The organism is Nitrospiria bacterium (assembly GCA_035498035.1).
Lineage (GTDB): Bacteria > Nitrospirota > Nitrospiria > JACQBZ01 > JACQBZ01 > JACQBZ01.
Genome location: DATKAN010000038.1, coordinates 64,054 through 86,316, shown reverse-complemented (window position 1 = coordinate 86,316; position 22,263 = coordinate 64,054). Strand labels below are relative to the sequence as shown.

At 61.3% G+C, this 22,263-nt stretch carries 20 protein-coding genes and 1 pseudogene; 9 read left to right on the top strand and 12 right to left on the bottom strand.

Going from position 1 to position 22,263, the window contains the following annotated elements; all coding sequences use genetic code 11:
• Window positions 1-151: 151 nt before the first annotated feature.
• The 12 genes and pseudogenes from murB to mraZ all read right to left on the bottom strand — a co-directional run bounded on the left by murB (window position 152) and on the right by mraZ (window position 13,771).
• Window positions 152-1,060, bottom strand: coding sequence for a UDP-N-acetylmuramate dehydrogenase (gene murB / locus VMN77_08035; GenBank protein ID HTN43731.1), 909 nt, complete (start codon window positions 1,058-1,060; stop codon window positions 152-154).
• Entirely contained in the window at window positions 1,057-2,436 is a 1,380-nt protein-coding gene (gene murC, locus VMN77_08030) for a UDP-N-acetylmuramate--L-alanine ligase (protein HTN43730.1), read from the bottom strand. Before murC ends, murB begins: the two co-directional genes overlap by 4 nt.
• An 87-nt stretch (window positions 2,437-2,523) precedes the next feature.
• Entirely contained in the window at window positions 2,524-3,615 is a 1,092-nt protein-coding gene (murG, locus tag VMN77_08025; GenBank protein ID HTN43729.1) for an undecaprenyldiphospho-muramoylpentapeptide beta-N-acetylglucosaminyltransferase, read from the bottom strand.
• Window positions 3,616-3,733: 118 nt separating this feature from the next.
• Window positions 3,734-4,810: pseudogene (gene ftsW / locus VMN77_08020) on the bottom strand (putative lipid II flippase FtsW).
• Between the two features lie 2 nt (window positions 4,811-4,812).
• Entirely contained in the window at window positions 4,813-6,180 is a 1,368-nt protein-coding gene (gene murD / locus VMN77_08015) for a UDP-N-acetylmuramoyl-L-alanine--D-glutamate ligase (GenBank protein ID HTN43728.1), read from the bottom strand.
• A gap of 4 nt (window positions 6,181-6,184) precedes the next feature.
• Window positions 6,185-7,261 (bottom strand): phospho-N-acetylmuramoyl-pentapeptide-transferase, encoded by a 1,077-nt coding sequence (gene mraY, locus VMN77_08010; protein ID HTN43727.1) that lies wholly within the window; start codon window positions 7,259-7,261, stop codon window positions 6,185-6,187.
• Between the two features lie 6 nt (window positions 7,262-7,267).
• On the bottom strand, window positions 7,268-8,794 hold the full coding sequence (gene murF / locus VMN77_08005; protein ID HTN43726.1) for a UDP-N-acetylmuramoyl-tripeptide--D-alanyl-D-alanine ligase: 1,527 nt from the start codon (window positions 8,792-8,794) through the stop codon (window positions 7,268-7,270).
• Window positions 8,784-10,313, bottom strand: coding sequence for a UDP-N-acetylmuramoyl-L-alanyl-D-glutamate--2,6-diaminopimelate ligase (locus VMN77_08000; GenBank protein HTN43725.1), 1,530 nt, complete (start codon window positions 10,311-10,313; stop codon window positions 8,784-8,786). Before VMN77_08000 ends, murF begins: the two co-directional genes overlap by 11 nt.
• 29 nt (window positions 10,314-10,342) lie before the next feature.
• The gene (locus VMN77_07995; GenBank protein ID HTN43724.1) at window positions 10,343-12,064 is read right to left on the bottom strand and encodes a penicillin-binding protein 2; all 1,722 of its coding nucleotides are present in this window, start codon (window positions 12,062-12,064) and stop codon (window positions 10,343-10,345) included.
• Entirely contained in the window at window positions 12,061-12,384 is a 324-nt protein-coding gene (gene ftsL / locus VMN77_07990; GenBank protein ID HTN43723.1) for a cell division protein FtsL, read from the bottom strand. The genes VMN77_07995 and ftsL overlap by 4 nt, the downstream gene beginning before the upstream one ends.
• Window positions 12,381-13,304 carry a 16S rRNA (cytosine(1402)-N(4))-methyltransferase RsmH gene (rsmH, locus tag VMN77_07985; GenBank protein HTN43722.1) on the bottom strand — a complete coding sequence of 308 codons (924 nt, stop codon included), beginning with the start codon at window positions 13,302-13,304 and terminating at the stop codon, window positions 12,381-12,383. Before rsmH ends, ftsL begins: the two co-directional genes overlap by 4 nt.
• 23 nt (window positions 13,305-13,327) lie before the next feature.
• Entirely contained in the window at window positions 13,328-13,771 is a 444-nt protein-coding gene (gene mraZ, locus VMN77_07980) for a division/cell wall cluster transcriptional repressor MraZ (protein ID HTN43721.1), read from the bottom strand.
• Between the two features lie 666 nt (window positions 13,772-14,437).
• Between mraZ and thiS the strand changes: the two genes are divergently transcribed.
• From thiS to VMN77_07935, 9 genes are all read left to right on the top strand, one after another.
• Entirely contained in the window at window positions 14,438-14,743 is a 306-nt protein-coding gene (gene thiS / locus VMN77_07975; protein ID HTN43720.1) for a sulfur carrier protein ThiS, read from the top strand.
• Complete coding sequence (gene cysK, locus VMN77_07970) at window positions 14,740-15,669, top strand: cysteine synthase A (GenBank protein HTN43719.1); 930 nt, start codon at window positions 14,740-14,742, stop codon at window positions 15,667-15,669. Before thiS ends, cysK begins: the two co-directional genes overlap by 4 nt.
• Before the next feature lie 120 nt (window positions 15,670-15,789).
• A complete protein-coding gene (gene moeB, locus VMN77_07965; GenBank protein HTN43718.1) occupies window positions 15,790-16,590 on the top strand; it encodes a molybdopterin-synthase adenylyltransferase MoeB in 801 nt (266 codons plus the stop codon).
• 51 nt (window positions 16,591-16,641) lie between these two features.
• Window positions 16,642-17,886, top strand: a complete 1,245-nt coding sequence (thrC, locus tag VMN77_07960; protein HTN43717.1) for a threonine synthase — start codon at window positions 16,642-16,644, stop codon at window positions 17,884-17,886.
• Window positions 17,886-18,191 carry a ubiquitin-like small modifier protein 1 gene (locus VMN77_07955; protein HTN43716.1) on the top strand — a complete coding sequence of 102 codons (306 nt, stop codon included), beginning with the start codon at window positions 17,886-17,888 and terminating at the stop codon, window positions 18,189-18,191. Before thrC ends, VMN77_07955 begins: the two co-directional genes overlap by 1 nt.
• Entirely contained in the window at window positions 18,179-18,418 is a 240-nt protein-coding gene (locus tag VMN77_07950; protein HTN43715.1) for an NIL domain-containing protein, read from the top strand. The genes VMN77_07955 and VMN77_07950 overlap by 13 nt, the downstream gene beginning before the upstream one ends.
• A gap of 146 nt (window positions 18,419-18,564) precedes the next feature.
• Entirely contained in the window at window positions 18,565-19,365 is an 801-nt protein-coding gene (gene moeB, locus VMN77_07945) for a molybdopterin-synthase adenylyltransferase MoeB (protein ID HTN43714.1), read from the top strand.
• A gap of 13 nt (window positions 19,366-19,378) precedes the next feature.
• Window positions 19,379-19,888, top strand: coding sequence for a M67 family metallopeptidase (locus VMN77_07940; protein ID HTN43713.1), 510 nt, complete (start codon window positions 19,379-19,381; stop codon window positions 19,886-19,888).
• Window positions 19,878-22,262, top strand: coding sequence for a PBP1A family penicillin-binding protein (locus VMN77_07935; protein ID HTN43712.1), 2,385 nt, complete (start codon window positions 19,878-19,880; stop codon window positions 22,260-22,262). The genes VMN77_07940 and VMN77_07935 overlap by 11 nt, the downstream gene beginning before the upstream one ends.
• The last annotated feature ends 1 nt before the right edge of the window (window position 22,263 follow it).

The following is a 22,263-nucleotide window of genomic DNA, read 5'->3' as shown; positions in this document are numbered from 1 at the left end:
GTCGCCCCATCCACACATCGGCTGCAAACCGCCGAGTGCGGGCCGGCTAAGCCGGATGGAGCGACTCGACTGAGCTCGTCGAAGTTCTCCCCCTCCCGCTCGCCAGGCTCGCCGGGCGGATACCCGCTCGGATGATCGAACCCATAATCGGTCAATCCCTTCCCACCACCCTGAGTTCCAGCTCCAAGGTGATCCCCGTCCGCTCCTCGACGCGCTTTCCGACGGCTCGAATCAACTCCAAGACATCCTTGGCCGTGGCCCGGCCGAGGTTGACGATAAAATTGGCATGTCGCTCCGAGACCTGCGCATCGCCGATGCGATGGCCCTTCAGTCCGACCTGCTCCACCAGCTCGGCCGCGAAATGGCCGTTCGGATTCTTGAAAATGGAACCGGCGTTGGGAAGGGCGAGGGGTTGAGTCGCCTTGCGTCGATCGATAAAGCCCCGCATCCGCCGCTGGATCTCGGGCTGGGTCGAGGGATGAAGTTGAAACACCGCGCCGACAATAACCCCCTTCGGGATGCGGGACGACCGGTAGCCGAATTCCATCTCGCTCCGGGTCACCGCCCGGAGGGTCCCGGTCGGCTCCACGATCCGGACTGCGGTCAGGCGATCGGCGATTTCCCCCTCGCGTGTTCCGGCGTTCATGACGACGGCCCCTCCCACCGTTCCCGGAATGCCTTGAGCGAACTCCAGCCCGGTCAAACTCCGTTTCATCGCATGTCGGGCCAGGTTGGAGAGAAGGACACCGCCCTCCGCGTCGACCTGGGTTTCGTTCGGGTCCGTGATCTTCTCAAAACGGGACAGCTTCACGACAATCCCCCGGATCCCCCCGTCCCGGACCAAGAGGTTTGATCCCCCCATGACAAAGACCGGCACGTCCCGTTCCCGGGCCTGTCGCACCAGACGCACCAAGGCCTCCAGGTCCTTGGGCACCACCAGAACATCCGCCGGTCCGCCGATCCGGAGCGTCGTATGGCGGCTCAACGCCTCCTGCCAGCCCATCTCGCCTTCGACTCCATGAACGGCTTCGCGGAGCGTTTTCTCATCGGTTTTTTTCATTCCGTCCCGTCCGATAATCGATCCAACACGGCCTTCCCGATTTTCCAGACATCCCCCGCCCCGAGCGTCAGGATCATGTCGCCCGGCCGGACCATGGAAACAAGCTGTTCCACAATCGCATCCCGTGTCGCAAGAAAGTGGACATCCTTGTGGCCGTGCTGCTTCACCTGATCGTACAAACTCCGGCCCGTGATCCCCTCGACGGGCGCCTCGCCGGCGGCATAAATTTCGGTGAGGATCAGGCTGTCGGCCTGATAGAAGGCCGTGCCGAATTCCTTGATCAGGTCGCGCGTCCGCGAGTACCGGTGCGGCTGAAAAACCACCAGCAGCCGTCGATTAAAGCCGGCTTTCGCCGCCGACAGGGTCGCCTTGATCTCGGTGGGATGATGGCCGTAGTCGTCAACGATCATGACCCCGCCCTTTTCGCCCACCGGATGGAATCGACGCTCCACGCCCGCAAACTCGGCCAGTGCCTTTTGGATCGCCTCGAGACCGACCTCCAGTTCCATCCCGACCGCGATGGCGGCCAGGGCGTTGTAGATGTTGTGCATTCCCGGAAGGGCGAGGCGGAAACGCCCCAGCCTCTTATTACGGAAATGAACCGAAAATTCCGATTCCCACCCCTTGAGCTCCACCTCGCCGCCCACCAGATCGGCCTGCGTCGTCATCCCGTAGGTCAGATACCGGACATTGAGTTGCGGGATGATCTGCTGAATCGACTCCTGATCCAGGCAAACCACGGCCAATCCGTAGAAGGGCACCTTGTTCAAGAAATCCAGGAAGGCCCGCTGGATCTGGTCTAGGTCCCGGTAGTATTCGAGATGCTCCCGATCGATCGTCGTCACCACCGCGATGGTCGGGGAAAGCCGCAGGAACGACCCGTCGCTCTCGTCCGCCTCGGCCACCAGCAACTCACCCTGGCCCAGCTTGGCATGGCTTCCAAAGCGGTTGAGCTTGCCGCCGATCACGGCCGTCGGGTCCAGCCCGCCTTCCGCCAGGACCGAGGCCACCAGCGATGTCGTCGTGGTCTTGCCGTGCGCGCCGGCGATCGCGACTCCGTATTTGAGTCGCATCAGTTCGGCCAGCATCGCGGCGCGCGGGATCACGGGGATTAAACGTTCCCGCGCCGCCAGGACCTCCGGATTCTGCGGCGAAACGGCGGAGGAAACGACCACCACCTGGGCCTGACCGAGATTCGAGGGACGGTGTCCGATGGAGATCTTGCCGCCGATCGCCTCCAATCGCTTGACCGTCTCGGAATGGGAAAGATCGGAACCCGTCACGCGATACCCCATATTGAGAAGGACCTCGGCGATACCGCTCATCCCGGCCCCCCCGATGCCCACAAAGTGAATCTGCTGAATCTTACGAAACATGACTCATGGATCCTCCGATACTCCCACCGGCGGCGCTCGAACCGGCCCGGCCGGAGGCTCGCTTGTATTTGAGACCGTGCATGCCGTTTATGCCCCGATGAGCTGCAGGCAGTCTGCGACGATCTTCTCGGCCGCCTCCGGACGGCCCAGCCGTCGGCTCCGCTCGGCCATTTGATCCAGCCGGCCCGGATGGGTCAATAAGGTCGTGATCGACCCGGCCATCCGTTCGCCCGTCAGGTCCCGCTCCAGAATCACCTCCGCCGCGCCGGCCTCGGCCAAGGCGCGTGCGTTTTTTTCCTGATGCCCATGGGTCGCAAAGGGAAACGGGATCAGGATCGCGGGAAGACCGCGGGCGGTCAACTCGGCCACGGTCGTCGCACCGGAACGGCAGACGACCAGATCGGCCGCGCGGTAGGCCTCCGAGACCGGCGCCAGGAACGGCGAGACCACGGCGTCAAACCCCCTACCGGTGTATCCCTCCTGGAGCCATCCGGCATCCTTCTCCCCCGACTGGTGGATAATTCGGATCTTGGTCTTCCAAGCGTCCAATCCGGTCAGGGCTTCCATCATGACCCGATTGATGGCCCGGGACCCCTGGCTGCCCCCCATCACCAGGACCGTCGCTTTTCCGGATTTCCCGGAGGGCCGATCCCCCATCCCCAGGATGTCCCGACGAACCGGGTTTCCAAAAACCCGGATCGATCCGGGCTTCGCCCGATCCTTAAACCAGTTCCGCGTCTCCTCGAACGACAGATAGATCCGATCCACCCACGACCCGAGGATTCGGTTGGTCAGGCCCGGCACCGCATTCGGTTCCACCAGGACGCGCGCCAATCGCATCACGGCGGCCATCGCCATAATCGGACCGGAGGCATACCCCCCCACCCCGATGACAAGATCGGGACGGACTTCTCTCAAAATCCTCCAGGATCGCCAGAGGCCCGCCGGTATCTCTAACAGCGTCTTCATTTTGCGCCATCCTACCTTCCCGACCCAACCCCCGATGGGGACCAGCCGAAGATCGAACCCTTCCCGAGGAATGATCTTGGTCTCAAGTCCTCGGGCGGTCCCAACGAACAGGACGCCGGCGCCGGGGCGCTGCCGTTGGAATTCGTGCGCCAGCGCGACGCCCGGGAAGAGATGGCCGCCCGTTCCACCGCCCGCGATCACGATGCGCACCCCGCTAGGACCCCCTCAGCCCGCGTTCGCGCCGATCCGACCGGACCGCCGGCTTGGTTTTCCATCCGGATCGGATCCCCTCACGGGAGAGGATCGATCGCCCGGCCGGAACGGTCCTTGAAATATTCCAGAGGATGCCGATCGCCGTAAAATTCACGACGAGCGAGGACCCGCCGTAGCTTAAGAACGGCAGCGTCAGACCTTTCGTCGGCAGCAGGCCGGTCACAACGGCCATGTTGACCACGGCCTGAACAATGATCATCATCGTAAGGCCGAAGGCCAGATGCCGTCCGAAGGGATCCGGAGCCTTCAAACTGATCGACAGCCCCCGCCAGGCCAGCATTCCGAACAGGACCAGAACACTCAGGGTTCCCAGCAAGCCCAACTCCTCGCCGATCACCGCAAATATAAAATCGGTATGCGGGTACGGAAGAAAAAAAAGTTTCTGCCGCCCCTCCCCCAATCCCATTCCGACCGTTCCGCCTCCCCCCAGCGCCAAGAAAGACTGGATCATCTGAAATCCCGTGTCGGTCGGGTCCCGCCATGGATCCAGAAAGGCCATCCACCGTTGGCGTCGGTAGCCGATCTTCATGATCATGGCGTACAAGACCGGCGCCGCCAACAGTACCATGACCCAGAGATGCCGCCACCTCGCGCCGCCGATGAACAGCATGAGACCGGCCACCAAACCCATCACGGCGGCCGTCCCCAGGTCCGACTCCCCCATGATCAAGGCCAGCAAAACCCCGATCACGACCATCGGGGGCAGAAAATCCCGGAAAAATTCGTCCAGGCGGTCCCGCTTTTTCATCAAATACCGAGCCAGGTAGATCACGCCGCAAATACGCGCCGCCTCCGAGGGTTGAAGGGTCAAGGAGCCCAATCGAATCCACCGGCGGGATCCGTTCAGCTCGATGCCGATGCCCGGGATGAGAACCAAGCCCAGCAGAACCACCGCTCCCAGAACCAGCGGCAAGGCCATCCGATTCCAAAACTCGTAGGGGACATGCGACACCGCCACCATCGCGGCCACTCCAACGACGGCCCAAAGCATCTGCCGCTTGAAGAAAAAAAGCGAGTCGCCGTACTGGTGTCCGGCCAAAACGGCGCTGGCGCTGTAGATCATCACCACGCCGGTCAGCATCAACAAAAGGGTCAGCAGGACTAACGAGCGGTCGCCACGGGCCTTGTCCATTTTTATAGCCGGTTCACGGCCTCCCTAAAACGACGTCCTCGGTCCTCAAAATCCCGGAACATGTCAAAACTGCTGCAGGCCGGCGACAGGAGCACCACGTCTCCCGAAACCGCCTCCCGGGCGGCCCGTTGGACGGCCTCCTCCAGGTTGTCGGCCTCGAGTACGTGCAGCAGGTCTCCCCAGGCCGCCCGCAGGGTCGGACGCGCCTCGCCGATCAAGAGGGCCGACTTCACCCGGTGGCGGATGAGATCCCGAAGAAGAGTAAAATCCCCTCCCTTGTCCCGGCCGCCCGCGATCAGCACGACGGGCTCGTTAAAGGCCTCCAGGGCCTTGGCCAGTGCCGCGACGGTGGTCGCCTTCGAGTCGTTGACGTACAGCACCCCATTCCGTATCCGAACCGGTTCCAGCCGGTGCTCGAGCCCTTTAAATCCCATCACGGCCTCCCGGATTCGATCCGGGGCGCAGCCGCAAACGATCCCGACGGCCGAAGCGGCCAGGACGTTCTCAAGATTGTGGGACCCCGGTAAAGGGATCTCTTTCCGGCGAAGGATCTCGACCCGCTCCGCAGGAGCCGAGACGCCGACGGCCACCAGCCGTTCCGAATCCAGATACACCCCCGGTGCCGGCCGGGGGCTTCGGCCGGCGAACACCCTTCTCGATCGGACCGAATCGGTCCGCTCGAAAACCAACGCATCATCGGCATTGACGACGGCCGTATCGTCCGCCGTTTGATTTTCAAATATCCTCATCTTGGCCGCCAAATAATCCTCAAAACTCCGATAGCGATCCAGGTGATTGGGCGTGACGTTGAGCAGCGCCGCCACCCGAGGCCGGAAGGTCCGGACGGTTTCGAGTTGAAAACTGCTGACCTCCACAACGATCCAATCCCATTCGGTCCGTTCCAGGACGGCTTCGCACAGCGGCCGGCCCAGATTCCCTCCGACAAAGACCCGGCGCCCCGCAGCCTTCAGGATTTCACCCGTCAGCGCGGCGGTGGTGCTCTTACCGTTGGTTCCGGTGACCGCTACGATCGGGGCCTTCGCGAATCCGTATCCCAGTTCGATCTCTCCGATCACCGGCACACCCCCGGCCTGCGCCGCCTGAACTTCCTCCACCCCCTCGAGCGGAATCCCGGGGCTTATTACGATCAGCTCCGCCTCCTGAAATGCCGATTCAGGATGTCCGCCGATCCGATATCGAACCGAGCCCTCTTTTTTTAATGTCGTCAAGGGCCCTTCCAGCTCGGCCTCGGACCGACGGTCCGTCACCGTCACCCACGCCCCCCGCTGAACCAACAAGCGCGCCGCGGCCTCACCGCTCCGCCCCAGGCCCACGACCGTGACCTTTTTCCCCTCCACGTCCAGCGCCATCCGATCACCTCAGCTTCAAGGTGCTCAGACTCAGAAGCGCCATTACGATGGCGATGATCCAGAACCGAATCACCACCTTGGGCTCCGCCCATCCTTTGAGTTCAAAGTGATGATGCAACGGAGCCATCAAAAAGATCCTTTTGGCCCGCATCTTAAAAGACCCTACCTGCAGGATGACCGACAGGGCCTCGATTACAAACAACCCTCCGACGAACAGAAGAAGAAATTCATGCTTGGTGATCACGGCCACGGTTCCCAACATTCCCCCGAGCGGCAATGAGCCGACGTCGCCCATGAAGACGGAGGCCGGATAGCTGTTATACCACAGGAATCCCAGGCAGGCCCCGAAAAGCGCGCCGCAAACCACGGCCAGTTCCCCGGCCCCGTCGATGTAGGGGATCAAAAGGTAATCGGCGAAGATACGGTTGCCGGTCACGTAGGTCACGATGGTGTAGGCCACGGCCGCGACGGCCACCGGGCCGGTGGCCAGACCGTCCAGGCCGTCCGTTAGATTCACGGCATTCGAGGCCCCCACGATCACCACCACGGCGAAGGGGAGATAAAACAATCCAAGATCGGGATGTATGTTTTTAAAGAACGGCAGGCTCAACTGCGTCGAATAATTCAACGCTCCGTAAAGGATGCCCACGATTCCTGCGGCCACGGCCGTCTGGGCCGCCAATTTGTATCTTGGCCATAATCCCGCGGAATGTTTTTTCACGAACTTGAGATAATCATCGAGAAATCCGATCAAGCCGAATAACACCAGCGACAAGACGAGCAGCCAGACATAGGGACTCTGGAGATCGGCCCATAGCCACGTGGCCCCCAACACAGCCACCAGGATGAGCAGTCCGCCCATCGTCGGCGTCCCGGCCTTGGAAAGATGGGACTTCGGACCCTCGTTTCGGATTTGCTGCCCGATCTGGGATTGCCGAAGCTGCCGGATCACCATAGGACCGATTAAAAAACTGATCAGAAAAGCGGTCAGAACGGCGTAGCTGGTCCGGAAGGTGATGTACCGGAAGACATTAAAAAAAGGGTGAACCACATGGATGGAAAACAAGAGGTGATACAGCATGGCTTCCTACCGTTTAGTCGAAAGATGGTCCAGGATTCGTTCCATCCGCATGCCCCTCGAACCTTTGAGCAAAATCACGTCGCCCTCTTCCGTCATTTCTTTCAGGCTCTGCGCCGCCTGCGACGCTTCCTGACAGACCCTGACCCGATTCCGGTCCATCCCCTGGGCCTGGGCCTCTTCCGCGATGACGGCCCCGAGTTTCCCCAAGGTGATCAGAACGTGGACTCCAGAGGAAACCACCCCCCGGCCGATCTGTCGATGGGCGTCGGTCGCGGCCGCCCCCAGCTCCAGCATATCCCCCAGCACCGCAATCCGCCGGCCGCGACCGGCGAAACCGATCAAGGTTTCCAGGGCGGCCTGGACGGAGGCCGGATTGGCATTGTAGACGTCATACAGAACGGTCCGTCCCTCCCATCCGATTAATTCCGAACGCATGGCCACCGGCCGGAAGGCTTCAAGCCCCCGCCTGATTTCTTCCGGCCCGCAGCCCAAGACCAGTCCCGCGGCGGCCGCGGCCGCGGCGTTCAGTGCATTATGGCGACCGACCGCCGGCAGGCTGACCGAGATTCGGATTCGATCGGCTCCAATGGAGCTTGGCGCTTCCGACCCGGTGCGCCCCGATCCGCGGACGGATCGTGACGCGGATCGCCCGATCCCGACGATCGAAGGGACACAGGTCAAGGCCATTCGGGTCAGGGAATCGGCCTCACGGATTTCTCCGGCGGAGACATCCGCATCGGGGCTCAGCCCGAACGTCACGACACGGCCGGGGGCGCGGGTTCGAAGATAGGGGAAAAACGGATCATCCCGATTCAGAATGGCCACCCCTTCCGATGGGGAAAGCGCCTCCAACAGTTCGGCCTTGGCGGAGGCGACCGCCTCCACGCTCCCCAGGGTTTCGAGATGGGTCGGGCCGATATTGGTGATCAGCCCCACGCGCGGAATCGCCACCTCGCACAGACGCCGCAGCTCGCCGGCCCGGCTGATCCCCATCTCCAGAACGGCGGCCTGATGGCGCGCGGTCAAACGGAGCAGCGTGAGCGGAACGCCGATCTGGTTATTCAGGTTCCCTTCGTTCTTCAGCGTGACATACCGCTCGGTCAAAACCCCGGCCGTCATCTCCTTGGTCGTGGTCTTGCCATTGCTGCCGGTCACGCCCATCACGGGCAGGGACCACCGCCGTCGGTGAAACCGCGAAATTTCCTGCAACGCCGCCAGGGTGTCCGTGACCCCGATGAGGATTTTACCCCGGAGCAGCGTCTCTTCTTCCGCCGTCTTTGGAATGCGATGGGCCGATACGTTCACCACCACCCCGCAGGCTCCGCGCCCCAGCGCATCGTAGACGAACTGGTGTCCGTCAAACCGTTCTCCCCGGATCGCCAGGAACAACTCTCCCGGCCGGATCGTTCTCGAGTCGATGGAGAGCCCCGGAACGCCCTGGGACGGCTCACCCCGCATCAAGCGGCCGCCGGTGGCCGATACGATCTCGGCCGCTGTAAACAATGTCTCCATTCCAACCGCTTCAAGACCCACTCGCGAGACCTCCGGATCGACTCCTTTGAATCCAGTCGCTGGCAATCCGTCGATCGTTGAACGGGATCACCCGATCGCCGATGATCTGGTATTCCTCATGGCCTTTCCCTGCCAAGACGACGGTGTCTCCCGGCCGGGCCAGACTTAAGGCCTGCTCGATCGCTTCCAGGCGGCCTACGATCGGGAGCACCTGAACGGGATTTTTTTTAAGAGCCGAGCCCTCGCGCACACCCGCCTCCACCTCTTTCATGATCCCGACGGGATCCTCGCTGCGGGGATTGTCGGAAGTGATCACGACCACGTCGCTGTAGCGGGCCGCGACCCGACCCATGGGGGCGCGCTTTCCCCGATCCCGGTCCCCGCCGCAGCCGAAGACCGTAATGACCCGTACGGGGGTCAATTCCGCAACGGCCCGAAGGAGACGGTCCAAGGCATCCTCGGTATGCGCATAGTCGACGATCACCTTGAACCCCTGTCCTGAATCGAGTCGTTCGAACCGGCCCGGCACGCCCGGCAGCGACGCGATCCCCTGTTGGATGTGTTCCGATCGGATTTCCAGATGGAGCGCCGTGCCGATCGCCGCCAACAGGTTATAGACATTGTATTGGCCCACCAAACGGGTTCGGACGGGAAAGGATCCCGCCGGCGTAACGGCCGTGAAGGTCAACCCATCCAGACTGCTTTGCAGGTCCAGGGCGGTCAAGTCGGCCCGACGGTCAAGGCCGTAGGTCCAAACCGGCGCGGTGATGGATCCGGCCAAACGATCTCCCCAGACGTCGTCCCGATTGATGACGGCACGCTTGGGGAACGCCTTTCGCGATGTCGAGGTCAACCCCAAGAACAGCCTGCGTTTGGATTCGAAATATTCCTCCATGGTGTGATGAAAGTCCAGATGATCCTGGGTCAGGTTGGTAAAGACCCCCACGTCGAATTCGCATCCCTCGACCCGATGGAGCGCCAACGCGTGCGAGGAAACTTCCATCACCGCGTATCCGGCCCCTTTTTCGACCAACCTCGCCAACAGCCCCTGCAGGATGTGGGATTCGGGCGTGGTGTGTGTGGAAGGAATCATTTCTCCCGCCAGATCGTAGGCCACGGTGCCGAATAACCCGACGCGGAAACCGGCCGCCTGAAGAATGCTTCGGATCACATAGGTGACGGTGGTTTTACCGTTGGTGCCCGTCACCCCGATAACGCGAAGATGCGACGAGGGATAGCCGTAGAACCGTTCCGCCAGACGCGCCAGAGCGGATCGGGAGTCCCTCACCCGGATGACCGGAACCTCTCCTGTCAGCCCGGGCGGCGACGCCGATTCCTCGATGACAACGGCCACGGCTCCCCGTTCCAGCGCCTCCTTGATAAAGACATGTCCGTCGGAATGCCCGCCGCGCACGGCGACAAATAAACTGCCGGGCCCGACCTGTCGGGAGTCCGAAACCACCTGACGGATCTCCGGCAACCGACTTTCGTCTTTGAGGACGAGACGCGCTTCCGGAATCCCCTCCAACAGCCTATCCAATCGCCGGGTCTCCATGACAGCCACAGCGCCTAACCGGCCGAGGTCAGCAAGATGCGCTCCTGCGACCGCGGCGGAACCCCGAGGTATCGAAGGACCTGCTCCGCGATATTCCTGAATACGGGAGCCGCCACGGTGCCCCCCCAGGCCGCCCCCTTGGGATCGTCCACCACGACGAGCACCACAATCCGGGGATCATCCGCCGGCACGATGCCGACAAAGGAAGTGACCGTGTCCTGGTTCGAATATTGCTTCGTCACGGGATCAATCTTCTGAGCCGTTCCCGTTTTTCCGGCCACCCGATAACCGGGGATCGCCGCCTTCTCTCCCGTGCCGCGTTTCGATACCGTTCCCTCCAGGATGTCTATCATTCGATCGGCCGTTTCGGAAGACACGGCACGCCGTCTGATTTCGGGAGGAAAGGACTGAACCACATGGCCGTTCGCATCCCGGATCTCCGAAACGAGATGCGGGCGCATCAGCAGGCCCCGGTTGGCAATGGCCGAAGCCGCCGTGACGATCTGAAGCGGCGTGGCGGCCACCTCCTGTCCGATCGCGATCGAGGCCAGCGAGCGCCCCGACCAGTACCGCGGCTCCCTGATCATTCCGGGCGATTCGCCTTCGAGATCGATCCCGGACTTTTCGCCGATTCCAAAGGCACGACTGTATCGGTACAACCGGTCCTCATCCAGCCGCGAGGCGATCTTGGCCATCCCGATGTTGCTGGATTTTTGGATCACCTCCCGAAACGTCAGGTAGCCTTCTTTCTCATGATCCCGGAAGACGCCGCCGGCGATGGCCATTCGTCCTTCTTCACAGTAAAAAATGTCGTCCGGGTTGGCCACATGCTCCTCCAGCGCCGCGGACGCCGTGATGATTTTATACGTCGAGCCCGGCTCGTAGGGGTCGGTCACGGCCCGGTTTCGCCATACCTCGGGATGCTGCGATTCAACGCGGTTGGGATTGAACTCCGGACGGACGGCCATGGCCAGAATCTCGCCCGTTTTGGGATCCATCACGATCACCGAGCCGTCGTCCGCACGGGTCTGTTCCATCACGGCGTCCAGCTCGGTCTCGGCGATGTGCTGGATCACCTCATCGATCGTCAGCGTCATATCCTTCCCTCGGGAAGGGGCGGCATAATCCAACCCCTTCTGGAAAATCGGGTGGCCGAACGCATCACGCTCCACAACCGCCCATTCCTTCCCCCCCTGAAGGACTTGGTTATAGGCCCGCTCGATGCCCTCGAGCCCTTGATTATCCACGCCGGCGAATCCCAACAGCTGGCTCATCAAATTTCGTTTAGGATAGAACCGCTGACTTTCATTTAAGATGCCCACGCCTTCAATCCCCAGCTCCTTCACGCTTTGCGCCACGGCGGGGCTGACCTTGCGTTCGATCCAGACGAAGTTCTTATTGCCGTCCAGACGTTTTAATATCGACCGGGAATCGGATCGTAAAACCCGGGCCAGTTCGGGCGCCACCGCTTTGCGATCGGCGATCAGAGATGGGATCGCATAGATGGAAGGAACTTCGACGTTGGTGGCCAAGATTCGGCCCTTCCGGTCAAAAATGGTTCCGCGTTCCCCTTCCAGGGTAACGCTCTTCTCGTGCTGTCGTTCGGCGCGTTTCGACAGATCGCTGGCCTCCACAACCTGCAACGCGCACAAACGAACGACGACCCCCAGAAATCCGACCGCCAAAAGGACGCCGGTGACAAAGATTCGGCCCGTTGAACCGTTAAGGAATCTCATGGTCCTTTCTTCGCGACCTGGAGCCGTGTCATTCCGTCGGGAACCGCGCCGGAGGGCGTACCTTTTTGGACCAGGACAACCTGCCCCTCCTGCGGTTTGATCATCCCGAGTTTCGTGACCGCGATCCGCTCGATGCGATCCAGGGCCGAAAGGGTCTCGGCTTCGACGAGGAGCTGCTGGTGAATCTGCTGCAGCTCCTTCCGTTTTTGTTGGGCCTGCTCAACCTCGTATCCCATGGTCACAATATGCACGTGCTGCCAAATATCCAGAAGGATCGCGACAAAGAAGACCGTCCCGATCCCGATGCGCCGAAGCATCATCCGAACACCGTCCCCGGATCGTTCCGGTCCGCCGCGTCCTGAACCCGTTCCACCCCGCGGAGCTTGGCGCTTCGGGCGCGCGGATTCATCCGAATCTCGTCCGGACCGGGAACGACGGGCTTCTTGGTGACCAATCGAAACCGTCCCGGTTCGGCCTGGGTCAGGGCCTTGAAGGTCCTTTTAACGATCCGGTCCTCCAGGGAATGAAACGAGATGACGCACAATCTCGCGTTGCCGTTCAGAAGCGTAACGGCCTCGGACAACCCGGCGCCCAGCTGGTCCAGTTCCTGGTTGACGGCGATCCTCAAGGCTTGAAAGGTTCGGGTGGCCGGATGGATTCTCTGCCCCCGCCCCAACCGGGGAACCGCCCGGCGGACCAGGTCGGCGAGCTGGAGGGTCCGGGTGACGGGAGCCTTCTGACGCTCACGGACGATGGCCCGGGTAATACGTCGGGCCCACCGTTCTTCCCCGTATTCAAACAGGATCTGTACGAGTTGAGGCTCGGAAAGGGAATTCACCAATGCCGCGGCGGTAAGGGACGACCTCCGGTCCATGCGCATATCGAGCGGACCGTCTATTTGAAAACTGAATCCTCGCTCGGAATCCATCAATTGCATTGTGGACACACCCAAATCCATCAGGATTCCATCGACCCCCTGAACACCCTGCGTTCTCAGAAGCACCCCGAGGTTTTTAAAACCGTCGTGTAATAGCCGCACGCGGGTCCCGTACCGTTCCAGCCGCTTTCCCGATCTTCGAACCGCCTCCCCGTCCCGGTCAATCCCGAAGAGCAGGCCGTCGGGCGCCGTCGCCTCCAGGATCGCTTCGGCATGGCCCCCGCCTCCCAGGGTGCAATCCACCCAAATTCCGTGGGGTCGCAGGCGAAGGGCCCGGATCACCGCGTCTTTAAGAACCGGGATATGGCCAAGATCTTCGTCCGTGGCTAAAGACCGAGACCGGACAAGGCCGCCCCGATCTTCTCGGAGTTTTTCGGCATCTGGGACTCTTTCTCTTTCCATCGCTTGGCATCCCAGATTTCAATCTTGTTGAAGATACCCAGCATCATGATCTCTTTCGTAATCCGGGCATACTCCCGGAGGGTCGGCGAAAGCAGGATCCTTCCCTGCCGGTCCAACGGACATTCGACCGCGCCGGAATAGAAAAACCGCAGCCAGTCCTTCACCTCCTGCTGCATGGCCGGGATCGTCTTGACCTTTTCCTGCATGATCCGCCATTCTTCGATGGGATATGCCACGAGGCATTGGTCGAGGTCGGTGGTCACGATCAGGGTCTCCTCGTAACGCTCGGCCAAGGTTTCCCGGAACTTAATGGGAATACTGACGCGGCCCTTCGAGTCCACCGTATGCTGAAACCGGCCCAGGAACATCGCCCTCACCCTACTCCACTATATCCCCGGAAACTCCATTTCATCCCACTTTATCCCACTTGCAGCCACAAGTATACACTTCGCGAGTTTCTTGTCAAGAAAAAAAACGATTAGATAATGGAATTTATTATCAAATTGGATCAGACACTACATTTGGGGTAACGGGTTGCTTGCTCCCCCGATCTGTAGTCTGTTAGGCGTGAAAATTTAATCATAAGGGGATCGAATAAAATCGAAAATAAGTTTCACGGCCGACGACGCGATCACGCCGCAGGCCGACAAGGTCGACATCCAAGCGATGTCCCATTCCACCTCCATAGAAGGCCGAGAACCGCCGCGAGGCATCGCCGCCCATAACGGACGACATAATTGACGGGAGGATCACAGGCGTCGCGCGGATCGGAAGACCCGGATGGGCGGAATATTCGGCGCGGGGGGGCTTCAACCATCCCAACCCATTTTCCTTCCCTCGGAATCAACCGGAATATTCTCGACCCACAAATTTTTTGGCCGGGTCAGGACAAATCTGTGGGGATCATCGGTCAGGATCCTGACCAAACTTCTTGACAGTATTGGTCATTTTCTGTTAACTTGGTAGGTCTTTGGTGGTGAATTCTGTACGCCAATCGGCGTGGCGACTCACGGGGTTGTAACGGATCATCGGTTATGCGGATTAAAATCAACGGCAAGCCCGAGGAAATTGAGGCGAATACGGTCCTGGAATTGCTCCGGGCGAAGGAAATCGAGCCACGTATGGTCTCGGTCGAACTGAATTCAACCATTGTCGACCGGGAGGCCTATGCCATCACGACGCTGAAGGAAGGCGATATGCTGGAGTTGCTTTTCTTCATGGGAGGCGGCGGGGGTCTTTATCCAGCGAGCAATGCGAGCGAGTGGGGGAGAACTTCGGCGAGCTCAGTCGAGCCGCTCCACCGGCGGAGGGGGCGACGCAGGCCCCCAAAAAAAAGATGACGGGGCAATGGCACGATAACATTTCACGGTTGATCGGCCGCACGCCGATGGTCCGGCTCAATCGTTTGAGCCCGCCGGACGGGGCCGTCGTTTTTGCCAAGGTGGAATTTTTCAACCCCGGCGGCAGCGTGAAGGACCGGATCTGTCTGAACATGATCGAAGAGGCCGAACGGCAGGGTCGGCTGAAGCCCGGCGCCACCATGGTCGAGCCGACCAGCGGAAACACCGGCATCGGCCTGGCCATGATCGCGGCCGTTCGCGGGTACAAGTTAATCCTCGTCATGCCGGAGAGCATGAGCATGGAACGGGCCAGTCTCCTGTCCTCGTACGGCGCCCAGCTGGTGCTGACGCCGGCGTGGGAAGGAATGCGCGGATCGATTCGGGAGGCGGAGCGGCTTCTCGAGCAGAACCCGACCTACTTTATGCCGGATCAATTCTCCAATCCGGCGAATCCCGAGATCCACCGCAGGACGACGGCGGTCGAGATCTGGGAGGCGATGAACGGCCGGATCGACGCCTTCGTGGCGGGGGTCGGAACGGGCGGCACGATTACGGGCGTGGGCGAGGTGCTTAAGTCCCGCCGCTCCGAGGTTCAGATCGTCGCGGTGGAGCCTTCGGCGTCGGCCGTTCTTTCCGGAAACGAACCGGGGCCGCACAAAATCCAGGGCATCGGGGCCGGCTTCATTCCGAAGGTGCTGAACCGACGCATCCTCGACAAGATCGTCACGGTGACGGACGACGATGCCTACCGCACCGCAAAACTTCTGGCGCGGGAAGAGGGCCTGCTGGTGGGGATCTCCTCCGGAGCCAATGTCTTCGCCGCCCAGAAAGTGGCCAGGGCCCTCGGTCCCGGGAAGCAGGTCGTGACCGTGCTCCCCGATACCGGCGAGCGGTATATCAGCATTGAGAAGTATTTTAATATTTAAAATATTTAATCGGAATACCCGGTGAGCAAAGCGAGCGGGAGGGGAAGGACCTCGACGAGCTCGGTCGAGTCGCTCCATCCGACTCCGCCAGCGGAGGGGGCGACGCGAGCCCATATCAATATGGAATTTAACGATCAACAAATACAACGCTACAGCCGCCACATCATCCTTCCCGAAGTCGGCGGGAAAGGGCAGAAGCGGATCTGTCAGGCGAAGGTCCTGATCGTCGGCGCCGGCGGATTGGGTTCTCCGGCGGCGTTGTACCTCGCCGCCGCGGGGCTGGGAACGATCGGGATCATCGACGGCGATCGGGTCGATCTCTCCAACCTCCACCGGCAGGTTCTTCATCACACGTCGGATGTGGACCAGCCCAAAGTGATCTCGGCCCAGGACAAAATGCTCGCGATCAACCCGGACGTGAAAGTTGTGACCTATTATGAACGGCTGACGGCCAAGAACGCCCTCTCGATCCTGAACGACTATGACGTCATCCTGGACGGAACGGATAATTTTCCGGCCAAATTCCTGATCAACGACGCCTGTTTTTTTGCGAAAAAGCCGCTGATCCACGGGGGGATCCTCCGCTTTGACGGACAGGTGATCACCATCCGTCCGGGCCAGAGCGCCTGTTACCGTTGTATCCATCGCGAGCCGCCCCCGAACGGTTTGATCCCGACCTGTCAGGAGGCCGGGGTGCTCGGTGTTTTGGCCGGGGTGATCGGAACGATTCAGGCGACCGAGGCGCTGAAGCTCATCCTGGGCATCGGCCAGCCGCTCACCGACCGCTGGCTCATTTACGACGCGCTGACCGCCCATTTTCGCATCGCACGGGTCAAACGTCAGATTCATTGCCCTCTCTGCGGGGATCGACCGACGATTACCGAGCTGCTCGAGTACGAACCGCCGGTCTGCGAAATATAAAAACTGGGAGGTCCGTACGGGCGACCGGCCGGTCGCCCGTACACCAAAACCATGGCCAAGATCAAAGGTCTTAAATGCCGAGAATGCCGGAAGGAGTATCCGGCCGAGCCGCTCCATGTCTGCGAGTTTTGCTTCGGTCCGCTCGAGGTGAACTATAATTACGACGCGATTCGCGGAATGATCTCGCGTGAAACGATCGCGCAGGGGCCGAAAAGCCTGTGGCGATACGCCGCCCTTCTGCCGGTCGATGGCCCCCCGACCGTCGGACTTCACGGCGGTTTCACCCCGATGGTCAGGGCCGACAACCTCGCGCGCGCGCTGGGGCTCGACGCGCTGTATCTCAAGAACGACACGGTGAACCATCCGACGCTTTCCTTCAAGGACCGGGTCGTGGCCGTGGCCCTCACCCGGGCCAAAGAGTTCGGTTTCGACACGGTCGCCTGCGCCTCGACCGGAAACCTGGCCAATTCCGTCTCGTCCCATGCGGCGCAGGCCGGGCTGAAATGCTACGTCTTCATCCCCAGCGATCTCGAGGCGGGCAAAATCCTCGGCAATCTGATCTACAAGCCGCGGGTCGTCGCCGTTGAAGGCAACTACGACGACGTCAACCGCCTATGCAGCGAGATCGCCTCGGAATACGCCTGGGCCTTCGTGAACATCAACATCCGGCCGTATTACGCGGAGGGATCCAAAACGCTGGCCTACGAAACGGTGGAGCAACTCGGATGGCAAAGCCCCGACCACGTGGTCGTGCCGATCGCTTCCGGGTCCCTGCTGACTAAGATCTGGAAGGGGCTGAAGGAGTTTGAGCAGCTGGGACTGATCCCGCCGGTCAAAACCCGGGTCAACGGCGCCCAGGCGGAGGGCTGTTCGCCCGTCGCCGAGGCCTTCAAGGCCAAACGGGACTTCATCAAGCCGGTGAAGCCGCAGACAATCGCCAAGTCGCTGGCGATCGGAAACCCGGCCGACGGATATTACGCCTTGAAAACCGCGAAAGAGACCGGCGGATCGATCGAGGCGGCCACCGACCCGGAAATCGTCGAGGGCATCACCCTGCTGGCCGAGACCGAGGGAATTTTCGCCGAGACCGCCGGCGGGGTGACCGTCGCGGTCCTGAAAAAATTGGTGGAGCAGGGTGTGATCCGCAAAGGGGATCTGACGGTGGCCTACATCACCGGAAACGGATTGAAAACGCAGGAGGCCGTCCTGGAGGCCGTGGGTTCCCCGTTCCGGATTCAGCCCAGCCTGACCAGCTTTGAAGATACTTTTCAGAACATCAAGCGGAGGAATGCGTAATGTCGGTGAAGGTTCGAATTCCAACGCCGCTGCGGTCGCTCACCGCCGGACAAAGCGTGGTGGAGGTGGCCGGGAAAGATGTCGGAGAGGTGATCGAGCGCCTGGAAAAACAGTACCCCGGCATCAAGAACCGAATTTGCGACGAAGCGAATCAGATCCGGCGCTTTGTCAACATCTATGTGAACGAGGAGGACATCCGGTTCAAACAGGGGCAGGCGACCGTTCTCAACGAAGGGGATGAAGTCTCGATCATCCCGGCGATCGCGGGCGGCGCCGACGGGGAGGTCGTTCGATGGCCAGCATAAAGGTCCATATCACGTTTCCGGAAAACAAGATCAAAGAGCCGGTCATCTACCAGATCGGCCAGAACTATAAGGTGATCACGAATATCCGTAGGGCCGATGTCACGGAAAAGACGGGATGGGTGGACCTGGAGCTGACCGGTGACCCGAAGGAAATCGAACGGGCCGTGGAAGGCCTCAAGAAAATGGGGGTCAAGGTGGACCCCATCGAACGAAATATCATCGAGTGAGTTATTAAATCAGCGAGCACAGCTCGCGAGAGGGTGAGAACTTCGACGAGCTCAGTCGAGTCGCTCCATCCGGCTTTGCCGGCCTGCACTCGGCGGTTTGCAGCCGATGTGTGGAGGAGGCGACGTGAGCCCCTATAAATAACAAAATGGAATTCTCCGAAGAACAGGTTCAGCGTTACAGCCGCCACATCATTTTAAAAGAGATCGGGGGAAAGGGCCAGCAGAAGATCGCCAAGGCCAAGGTCCTCTGCATCGGCGCCGGGGGTCTGGGATCACCCGCCGCGCTTTACCTGGCCGCGGCCGGAGTGGGAACCCTCGGCATCGTGGACGCCGACGCGGTGGATCTGTCCAACCTCCATCGGCAGATCATCCATACCACCGCCCGCCTGAACACGCCCAAGGTCGAATCGGCGCGGGAGACGATCGCGGCCATGAACCCGGACGTCCGGGTCCGCGCGTACCCAACGCGGCTCACCTCGGAAAATGTCATGGAGGTCCTCCCGGATTACGACATCGTGCTGGACGGCTCGGACAATTTTCCGACGCGCTTCCTGATGAACGACGCCTGTTTTTTCACGAAGAAGACCCTGGTCTCGGCCAGCATCTTCCGCTTCGACGGCCAGGTCACGACGATCAAGGCCCATGCCGGGCATCCCTGCTATCGCTGCCTCTACCATGAACCGCCGCCGGCCGGACTGGTGCCGAGCTGCCAGGAAGCCGGCGTTCTGGGCGTCCTGGCCGGGACGGTCGGCGTCCTGCAGGCGACGGAGGCCTTGAAGGAAATCCTGGGCATCGGCCGGCCGTTGTACGACCGGTTGATGATCTATGACGCGCTCGAAATGACGTTTCGTGAAGTCAAGGTCCACAAGGATCCGGACTGCCCGCTCTGCGGAAAGTCGCCCAGGATCACGAAGCTCCTGGACTACGAACAGTCCTGCACGCTCTGATCCATCCGATCCGATGCTGAAAATCCCGAAAGCGATCCACGACCAGATGTTGGTCCACGCCGAGGCCGAAATTCCCTTCGAATGTTGCGGCCTCCTAGCCGGGAAGGATGGTCAAGTTACACACGGTTACAAGGTTGCAAACGTCGTCGCTATGGAAGGAGCCGAACTATCGAACTTCGACGATGCAAAAGTCGCCGACCTCCAACGCCGGTCTCCAAAAGACCGTGCCAAGGTCGCTTTTATAATGGACGCCCAGGAAATGTCTCTTGCGCAGAAAGACATACGATTGCGTCAAATTGAATTGCAGGTTGTCTATCATTCTCATCCGAACGGTCCGGACCACCCCTCCCCGACCGACATCAATATTGCCAACGATTTTTCTCCCAACTGGAGCAAGATGAACCAACCCGAACCGCTCTATGTTATCATTTCATTGGAGACCCCGGACCGGCCGAGCGTGAAGGCCTACCGGATCGTCGGGCATCGCTTTATTGAAGAAAGGTTGGAAGTCCTTGCCTCGTGACATCCTACAGACCCTCTTTCGGGATCTTTCACGCGGGACCTCCCGGCTCTGGAAGCACCGCCGGAGGATACTCATCGGGGTCGTTCCCCTTTTGACGATCCTGTTCGCGATCTATCTGGCCGTCCTGTACGCGATCGTCACCCATCGCTTCGAAGGTCAACGCTGGCGGCTGCCCTCCAAGGTTTATTCCGATTCCTTCATTCTTTATCCCGGACAGGAAATCGACGGCCTCCGGCTTCCGGACCGCCTCCGGCGGCTGGACTACCGCCCCGTCGCGACGCCGCCCGCCCATCCCGGCGAATACCAACTCGAGCCGGATGCGCTCACGCTCTACCTCCACGATTTCGAATACCCGGATCATGTTTTCAATGGATTTCCGGTCCGGCTCGATCTCGACAAGGGCCGGATCACCGCGATCCGGGAGGAGCCGTCCGAAAACCGGCTGGCCCTGGTCGAGCTCGAACCCGAGCTGATCGCGGCCTTCTACGACCAGGCCTGGGAGGAGCGCGACCTCGTCCGGCTCGACGACGTCCCGCGGCATCTCATCGACGCCGTCCTCGCGGCCGAGGACAGCCGCTTCTACCAACACGGCGGGATCGAGCCCCGAAGCCTGCTCCGCGCGGGCTGGGTGAACCTCCGGGAAGGGGCGATCGTCCAGGGCGGCAGCACGCTGACGCAGCAGCTCGTCAAGAATTTTTATCTCAATCAGTCGCGGACGCTCAGCCGGAAACTGAACGAGATCTTCATGTCGATCCTGCTCGACCTGCGCTATCCCAAGGATGAGATCCTCGAGGCCTACCTCAACGAGATCTATTTCGCGCAAAGCGGGACGATGGGGGTTTACGGCATCGGCCAGGCCTCCCGGTTCTATTTCGGGAAGCCGCCCCGGGAGCTGACCCTCGGGGAGTCGGCTCTCCTGGCCGGGATGATCAAATCGCCGAACATCTATTCGCCGTTTCACAACCCGAAGCGGGCCGCGGCGCGGAAGGCGTATGTGCTGGACCGGATGCTCACGCTAAACAGGATCGGCCCGGAGGACCACCGCAAGGCCCTCGACGAGCCGTTGCCCTCCGGCGCGCCGGTGCAGCAGGAGCGGTTCGCCCCCTACTTCGTCGATTTCGTCCGTCAGCAGCTCGCGGAGCATTACGAGCCCGAGGTCCTGACCTCGGAAGGTTTCCGGATTTTCACCACGCTGGACACGCAGCAGCAGCGGACGGCCGAGACCGTCCTCTCGAAGGGCTTGCGGGGGCTCGAGTCGGCCTATCCCCATCTCCGTCGCGGCGACCCGGCGGCAAAGCTCCAAGGGATCCTAATCGCGGTCCAGCCCCAGACCGGCCAGATCAAGGCGCTGGTGGGCGGGCGGAACTACGCCGTCAGCCAGTTCAACCGGGCCGTCCAGGCGCGACGCCAGCCCGGATCGCTTTTCAAACCCTTCGTCTACGCCGCCGCGCTGTCCCATGCCGTCACCGCCGACGGCTCGCCCTACACAGCCGCCACGCGGATCGAGGACACCCCGGTCAGCCTCCCCTCGCCCGACGGGCTCTGGACGCCCCAGAATTTCGACAAGGTTTACCACGGCACGGTGACGCTGCGGACGGCGCTCGAAAACTCGCTGAACGCGGCGACCGTACGGCTGGCCGATTCGATCGGGACGGAGCGCGTGATCGCGATGGCCCAGGCGATGGGAATCCGGAGCCCCTTGAAGAACGTCCCCTCGCTGGCCCTGGGAACCTCCGAGGTCGTTCCGCTCGAGATCGCGATCGCCTACGGCACGATCGCGAACGGCGGCATCCGGGTCGAGCCGATCGCGGTGAAAGAGGTCGTCTCGGCCGACGGGCGCGTGCTCGAAAGGCAAACGCTCGATATGACGCCCGCGCTTACGCCCCAGCAGGCCTTTCTCCTCACGACGCTTCTCGAGGGCGTGGTCGAGCGGGGAACGGGGCGGGGCGTCGTGAGCCGAGGTTTCACGCGGCCGGTGGCCGGGAAGACCGGGACGACCAGCAACGACAAGGACGCCTGGTTTCTGGGCTTCACGCCGGACCTTCTCTCCCTCGTCTGGGTCGGGTTCGACGCCGGCCCGGCGGGCGAATCGAGCCCGGCCGATCTGAAGCTGACCGGATCGCAGGCCGCCCTCCCGATCTGGACCGACTTTATGAAACAGGCCACGGACGGACAGCCGGTCTCCCGCTTCTCCGTCCCGCCCGGGATCGTCTTCGAAACGATCGATCCGGCCTCCGGCCTGATCTCGGGCCGCGACTGCCCGGAGGGAATCCGGGAGGCCTTCATCCAGGGGACCCAGCCGCAGCTCCACTGCGGCGAACCGGACAGGCTTCCGAATAAAATCTACCGGTGGTTCAAGCAGTTGATCTCGTAGC